General features: G+C 73.2%; 5 protein-coding genes. 2 read left to right on the forward strand and 3 right to left on the reverse strand.

The genetic code is table 11. The features are described from left to right. Positions 1–11 precede the first annotated feature (11 nt). Together ABZU52_RS22730 and ABZU52_RS22735 are read right to left on the reverse strand one after the other, a co-directional pair. Positions 12–1,043, reverse strand: a complete 1,032-nt coding sequence (locus ABZU52_RS22730) for a glycosyltransferase family 2 protein (RefSeq protein WP_354972997.1) — start codon at positions 1,041–1,043, stop codon at positions 12–14. A gap of 13 nt (positions 1,044–1,056) precedes the next feature. Further along, positions 1,057–2,304, reverse strand: a complete 1,248-nt coding sequence (locus ABZU52_RS22735; protein ID WP_354972998.1) for a cytochrome P450 — start codon at positions 2,302–2,304, stop codon at positions 1,057–1,059. A gap of 145 nt (positions 2,305–2,449) precedes the next feature. Here ABZU52_RS22735 and ABZU52_RS22740 point away from each other — a divergent pair, with 145 nt between their 5' ends. Continuing rightward, entirely contained in the window at positions 2,450–2,839 is a 390-nt protein-coding gene (locus tag ABZU52_RS22740) for a hypothetical protein (protein WP_354972999.1), read from the forward strand. A gap of 120 nt (positions 2,840–2,959) precedes the next feature. On the opposite strand, the gene ABZU52_RS22745 is transcribed toward ABZU52_RS22740, so the two are convergent. Continuing rightward, positions 2,960–3,178: a DUF397 domain-containing protein gene (locus ABZU52_RS22745; RefSeq protein ID WP_354973000.1), complete on the reverse strand. Its 219-nt coding sequence runs from the start codon at positions 3,176–3,178 to the stop codon at positions 2,960–2,962. A gap of 69 nt (positions 3,179–3,247) precedes the next feature. On the opposite strand from ABZU52_RS22745, the gene pepN reads away from it, so the two are divergent. Then, a complete protein-coding gene (pepN, locus tag ABZU52_RS22750; protein WP_354973001.1) occupies positions 3,248–5,764 on the forward strand; it encodes an aminopeptidase N in 2,517 nt (838 codons plus the stop codon). The last annotated feature ends 236 nt before the right edge of the window (positions 5,765–6,000 follow it).

Genomic DNA, 6,000 nt, shown 5'->3' on the forward strand with positions numbered 1-6,000 from the left:
GGGTGGTCTTGTCAGACGTTCTGTCCCGACAGAAAGTGCAAGATCGCGCGGGTGTGCGGGGCGGGGTTGGCGGCGTGGCGGATACGGGTGTCGTGGTAGCGGACGCCGCCGACCAGGAAGCGCTGGGCGAGTGCCAGCCAACTGCAGGCGCCGCGTTCCAGCAGCCAGAGCGGGGCTGCCAAGGCCGTGGTCGGTGGAAACACGTGGCGTCCGGCGGCGCGGCGGCGACCCGTCTCGGCCAGCGCGACGACCCCGGCCACCGCGCCGAGCAGCAGCCCGAATCGGCGGGACGCGACTGCCGCCGCCAGCACCGGCAGCACCGCGAGCGCGGTCAGCAGGCGAGCCGGCTGAGCCAGATCGTCGTACGCCTGACGGACCCGTTGACGGCGGAACTGTGCGGCGTCCGGAGGTAGCCGGCGGACGTACAGCCAGGCCGGGGCGGCCTCGGTGCCGTGGTACGCACGCACGGTACGGATCAGCTCCAGGTTCTCGAAGAGCACGTCCGGGTCGTACCCGCCCATGGCGAGGAAGGTGCTGCGCCGCACGGCGAGGGTGCCCGGGTAGTCCGCCCCGAGCGCCCGGTTGAGCAGGGTGCGGCCGGTGTCCCACCAGGCGTGCCAGGGCAGCGGGTCGAAGTAGTTCTGCGGTCGTACCAGGTCGGCCCGGCCCAGCAGCCGGTGCACCGCGGTCAGCGCGGCCTCGTCGTACCGGACGTCGTCGTCGGCGATCACCACCTGCTCGTGGCCGGCCGCGCGGACGCCGGTGCGGACGCCGAGCACCTTGCCGTTGAGCCCACGTTCGCCCGGGTCCGGTGGGAGGTGCCGAACCAGCCCCCGCCACGCCTCGGCGTGCCGTGCGTAGAGATCCGCAGGCGAGCCGTCGACCACGAGCACCTCGACCCGGTCGGCCAGCCAGCGCAGGTGGTCGGTCAGCTCGGCCAGGCCCCCGTCGGAGTGCCAGCGCAGCGGCAGCACGTACGTCATCGGCAGCCGGGTCGGTGCGGCGTCGGTCCGCCGTACCGTCCCGTCCCCTCGACCAGGCACGATCGTCGTCCGCTCAGGCGGTTCGGCGGACGTTGGTGAGGGTCAGGCCGAGGGGCGGCAGCGCGGGAATCCGGTGCAGGTCCAGTGCCAGGTTCTGGACGGGCACGTCGTAGCGCATGGCGGCGGTCAGGTTGGTGACCGCCCGCTTCATCAGGTCGATGGTGATCCCCTCACCGGCGCAGCGGTGGCCGGCCCCGTAGTCACCGCCGCCCTGCGGGATCAGCTCGAAGGGATCCACCCGGCGGCCGGCGAACCGCTCCGGGCGAAACAGCTCCGGTTGCGGCCAGAGCGTCGGGTGGTGGTTGGTGCCGTAGAGGTCGAGCAGCACCCGTCGACCGCGGGGGAAGTGGTGACCCTGCCAGTCGAAGGACCGCCGGACCCGGGCCGCCGCGATCGAGAACAACGGGTAGTAGCGGCGCACTTCCTGGACGAAGTGCTCGGTGGCTTCGTCGTCCTCGCGGACCCGTTCCCGCCAGGCCGGATGGTCGTGCAGGGCGAGCGCCGCGAAGGCGATGTACTGGTCGACGGCGACCACCGGGCGCAGCACGTTGAGCAGCTCCACCGCAGCGATCCGCCGGGGGAGGAGATTGCCCTGCCCGTCCCGGTGCTCGGCGATCGTGGCCAGAGCGCTGCCGGGCGGCGCCGGGGCGGAACCGACCCGGGTCCGCTCGATGAGGTCGGCGAGCCACCGTTCGGCGCGGTACCGGGCGAGCCGTCCCCGCCAGTGCCGGGGGCCGACCACCGCCGGGGCCTCGACCATGGCGTGCAGCTCGACGGCGCGGCGCCCGACCTGTGACGCGGGCAGCGGCACTCCGGCCCAGGCGCAGACCACCCGGGTCAGCAGCCGACCCAACTCGTCGTAGAGCGACACCGGACCGCTGCCCTCCCAGGCGGCGATCCGGGTTCGCCACTCGTCGTCGAAGAGCTGACCGAGCCGCCGGATCGCCACCGGTGTCATGATCGACATGAACATGGCCTTGCGGTCGTGGTGCTCCGACCCGTCCAGCCCCTGCACCCCACCCCGACCGGTCAGGGTCCGCTGCACGCGCAGCGGCATCGCGGTGGCACGTTGGAAACGGTCGTTGTCGTAGAACAGCTCCGCCGCCGGCCGGCCGCGCAGGCAGATGGTCGGGGCGAGCAGGATCCGGGCCTTGAAGACGTCGCTGCCGTACCGCTCGCAGCGCTCGCCGATGAACCGGTAACCGGCGCGGAGCAGCGCGAGGGTGCTGTCCGGGCTGCGGTCGGCCGGCATGGTCGCCATCGGGTCTCCTCACGGACAGGGGCGGCTGATCGCCGTTTACCGCCGCGCATACCCCCGTCGACGCCGCTGAACCCCGCGCGGCTGGCCCCTCCCAGGGGCGGCGGAATCTGGTTTGCTGCTGGTGGGACGACCACGGGGAGGGCGGATGCGAGACAACAGATCGCCGCACTGGCGGCAGCGGCGGGCGGCCGGGGCCTTGGGCGGAGGCCGCGACGGGCGGTCACTGATCGGGCCGCCACGGCGGCCCACCCGTCCGCACCGGTTCTTCACCGTGCACCTGGGCTTCACCGCGCCCGGTCCGGCCGAGGCGCGCGAGCTGGCCGTGGCGTACGCGGAGGCGCTGAGCCTGCTCCGCTCGGAGGTGGCACTCGGTGCGGCGGCCCTGTCACCCGCGGACGCCTGGCAGCGGGCTGAGCGGCTGTTCTGCGGCGCGGTCGGCCCAGACGGCGAGCGCTGCGTCGACGTGGCCGACCATCCGGGCTTCCACCATGCGCCGGGCCCCGGTGGCCTGGGCTGGGGCGACGGCGATGGCTGACCACGAGCCCCGGGTGGTGGCTCCGGGAGCGGGTCGGTCAGCCCGCCAACGTGGCCGTGCCGGTGCCCCGAGCACGGGCACCGGCACGGCGATCCCACTCCGACGGGTTGGCGGGCGCGCTCAGTCCAGGTCGAACTCGCCGTCCTGCGCGCCGGCCACGAACGCGTCCCACTCGGCCTGGGTGAAGACCAGCACCGGCCCGTCCGGCTCGGCCGAGTTGCGCATACCGATCAGTTCGTCGACGAAGGCGACCTCGACGGCGCTGTCGGAGGTGTCCCCTTCGGCCCGCTGCCAGACCGCCCGCGAGAGGTCGAAGTCGCCCTTGGGGTGCTGCGCCATGGTTCTTTCCTCCAGTGCCGAGGGTCGTGTGGTGACCGGGTGCCGATCCCCATCGGGCAGGATAAGCGGATGCCGAGCCTGACCCGTGTAGAGGCGACCGCGCGTGGCGCGTCGATTACTGTCGAGTCCTATCAGGTGGACCTCGACCTGACCGGTGACGGCGACCTGTTCCGCTCCCGCGTCGAGATCCGGTTCCGGGCGACCGCCGGCACCGCGACCTTCGCCGAGGTCAAGCCCGCCACACTGCTGGGTGTACGCCTCAACGACCGCGACCTCGACCCCGGCCTGCTCACCGACAACCGGCTGCCGCTCGACGACCTCGGCGCGGCGAACACGCTGGTCGTCGAGGCGGAGATGGCGTACTCCAGGACGGGGGAGGGGATGCACCGCTTCGTCGACCCGGCCGACGGCGAAACCTACCTCTACGCCATGTCCTTCCTCGACAACGCGCAGCGCATCTTCGCGGCCTTCGACCAGCCCGACCTCAAGGCCCCGTTCACCCTCTCGGTCACCGCGCCGCCGCAGTGGATCGTCTCCGGCAACGCCGAGCTGGCCGCCAACCCGACCCCCGGCCGCTGGGAGTTCGCCCCGAGCGCGCCGCTGGCCACGTACTTCTTCTCGCTGATCGCCGGGCCGTACCACGTCCGGCGGGCCGAGCACGACGGTGTGCCGTTGGGCATCTACTGCCGCCGGTCGCTCGCCGAGCACCTGGACGCCGACGCCGAGGAGATCTTCACTGTCACCCGGCAGTCCCTGGACCGGTTCCACCAGCTCTTCACCGAGCGATACCCGTTCGGCAAGTACGACCAGGCGTTCGTGCCCGAGTTCAACGCCGGGGCGATGGAGAATCCAGGCATCGTCACCTTCCGCGACGACTACGTGTTCCGCTCGGCGGTCACCGACACCGAGCGCGAGCAGCGGGCCACCACCATCGCCCACGAGATGGCGCACATGTGGTTCGGAGACCTGGTCACCATGCGCTGGTGGGACGACCTGTGGTTGAACGAGTCCTTCGCCGAATACCTGGGCACCCGGGTCACCGCCGAGGCGACCCGCTTCGACCAGGCGTGGACGACCTTCGCCATGCGCCGCAAGGCCTGGGGGTACGCGGCCGACCAGCGTCCCTCCACCCACCCGGTCGCCCCGCAGGAGGTGGCCGACGCCGACGAGGGCCTGCTCAACTTCGACGGCATCTCGTACGCCAAGGGGGCCAGCGTGCTGCGGCAGCTGGTCGCGTGGCTCGGCGACGAGGCGTTCCTCGCCGGTCTGAACGCCCACTTCGCGGCGCACCGCTTCGGCAACGCCACCCTCGACGACCTGCTCACCAGCCTCTCCGCCAGCAGTGGGCGGGACCTGTCCGGTTGGGCTGAGCTGTGGTTGCGTCAGCCGCAGGTCAACACGTTGCGCGCCGAGGTCGCCGTCGACGCCGACGGCCGCTACACCGAGGTCGCCGTGGTGCAGACCGCACCCGAGTCGCACCCGGTGCTGCGCCCGCACCGGATCGGCGTGGGCCGCTACCCGGCGGACGGCACCGTCCAACGCGACGAGGTGGACATCGACCCGGCCGCCGACGGTGGGCGGACCGTGCTGGGTCAGCTGACGGGCGAGCCGGCGGCCCGGCTGCTGCTCCTCAACGACGGTGATCTCACCTTCGCCAAGGTGCGTCTCGACCCGGCGTCGGCCGAGGCCGTCCCGCTGGTGCTGCCCGGTCTGACCGATCCGCTGGCCAGGGCGGTGCTGTGGGGTGAGGCACTGGACGCGGCGACCGACGGGGAGCGCCCGGTCACCGGCCTGGTCGACCTGATGGTCGCCGCGCTGCCCACCGAGACCCAGGTGATCATCGCGGAGGACGTGCTGACGCTCAGCCGTTCGCTGGTCGACCGCTACCTCGACCCGCTGACCCGCTCGACCGCGTTGGCCCGGATCGCCGGGGCGTGCCGACGCCTGCTCGACGACGCGCCGGCAGGTGAGTCGTTACAGCTCGCCGCCGCGCGGGGCTGGATCGCCGCCACCACCGACGCCGACCTGCTCGTCGGCTGGCTCGCCGGCCGGGGCGTGCCGGTCGGCCTCAAGGTCGACGAGGAGCTGCGCTGGGCGGTGCTGCACCGACTGGTGGTGCTGGGCGCCGCCGGCGAGGCGGAGATCGCCATCGAGGCAGCCGCCGACGTCAGCTCCACGGGCGCGGAATGGGCCGCCCGCTGCCGGGCCGCCCTGCCCGACCCGGCAGCGAAGCAGGCGGCCTGGGAGATCATCGTGCGGCGCGACGACCTGTCCGGCCGGCTGTTGGAAGCGACAGCCGAGGGGTTCTGGCAACCCGAACAGGCCGAGCTGACCGCCGCGTACGTCGATCGGTACTTCGCGGAGATGCCGGCCGCCGCGAGTCGGCGTACCCTCTGGACGGCCGGCCGGGTGGCGGCCCTGGCGTTCCCCCGCTACGCGGTGGCGCAGCCGACCCGGGAGGCGGCCGCCGCGCTGTTGGCCCGCGACGACCTGGCACCGGGCCTGCGCCGGGCGGTGACCGACGCCGACGACGACCTGCGCCGCGCGCTGGTCGCCCGGACGGCGGTGGCCGCCGCCTCCGCCTGACATCTGACCACCGCTCGCCGCCGTGGCCTGACCAGCGCGGCCTGACCAGCGCTGGCGGTCGTGGGCGGCCGGCCAGCGCGGGGTGGCCGCTGCGACGTCCGTGGCGCGGGGTGGCCGGCCGGGGACCCCGCGCCCACCGGTGAAAGCACGGCGGGGGCCGCGGTGACCGGTGCGTGCCAGTCGATGACGTATCGCTGCTCGTCGGCGTGGGTGTTCTCCGGGGCCCGCACCGTGCG

Source organism: Micromonospora sp. NPDC005220 (genome assembly GCF_040607895.1).
In the GTDB taxonomy this organism is placed as follows: Bacteria; Actinomycetota; Actinomycetes; order Mycobacteriales; family Micromonosporaceae; genus Micromonospora.

Coding starts and splice junctions, on each gene's coding strand:
- ABZU52_RS22735 (WP_354972998.1), bottom strand. CDS start 2,304: ATGGCGACCATGCCGGCCGACCGCAGCCCGGACAGCACCCTCGCGCTG.
- ABZU52_RS22740 (WP_354972999.1), top strand. CDS start 2,450: ATGCGAGACAACAGATCGCCGCACTGGCGGCAGCGGCGGGCGGCCGGG.
- ABZU52_RS22745 (WP_354973000.1), bottom strand. CDS start 3,178: ATGGCGCAGCACCCCAAGGGCGACTTCGACCTCTCGCGGGCGGTCTGG.
- pepN (WP_354973001.1), top strand. CDS start 3,248: ATGCCGAGCCTGACCCGTGTAGAGGCGACCGCGCGTGGCGCGTCGATT.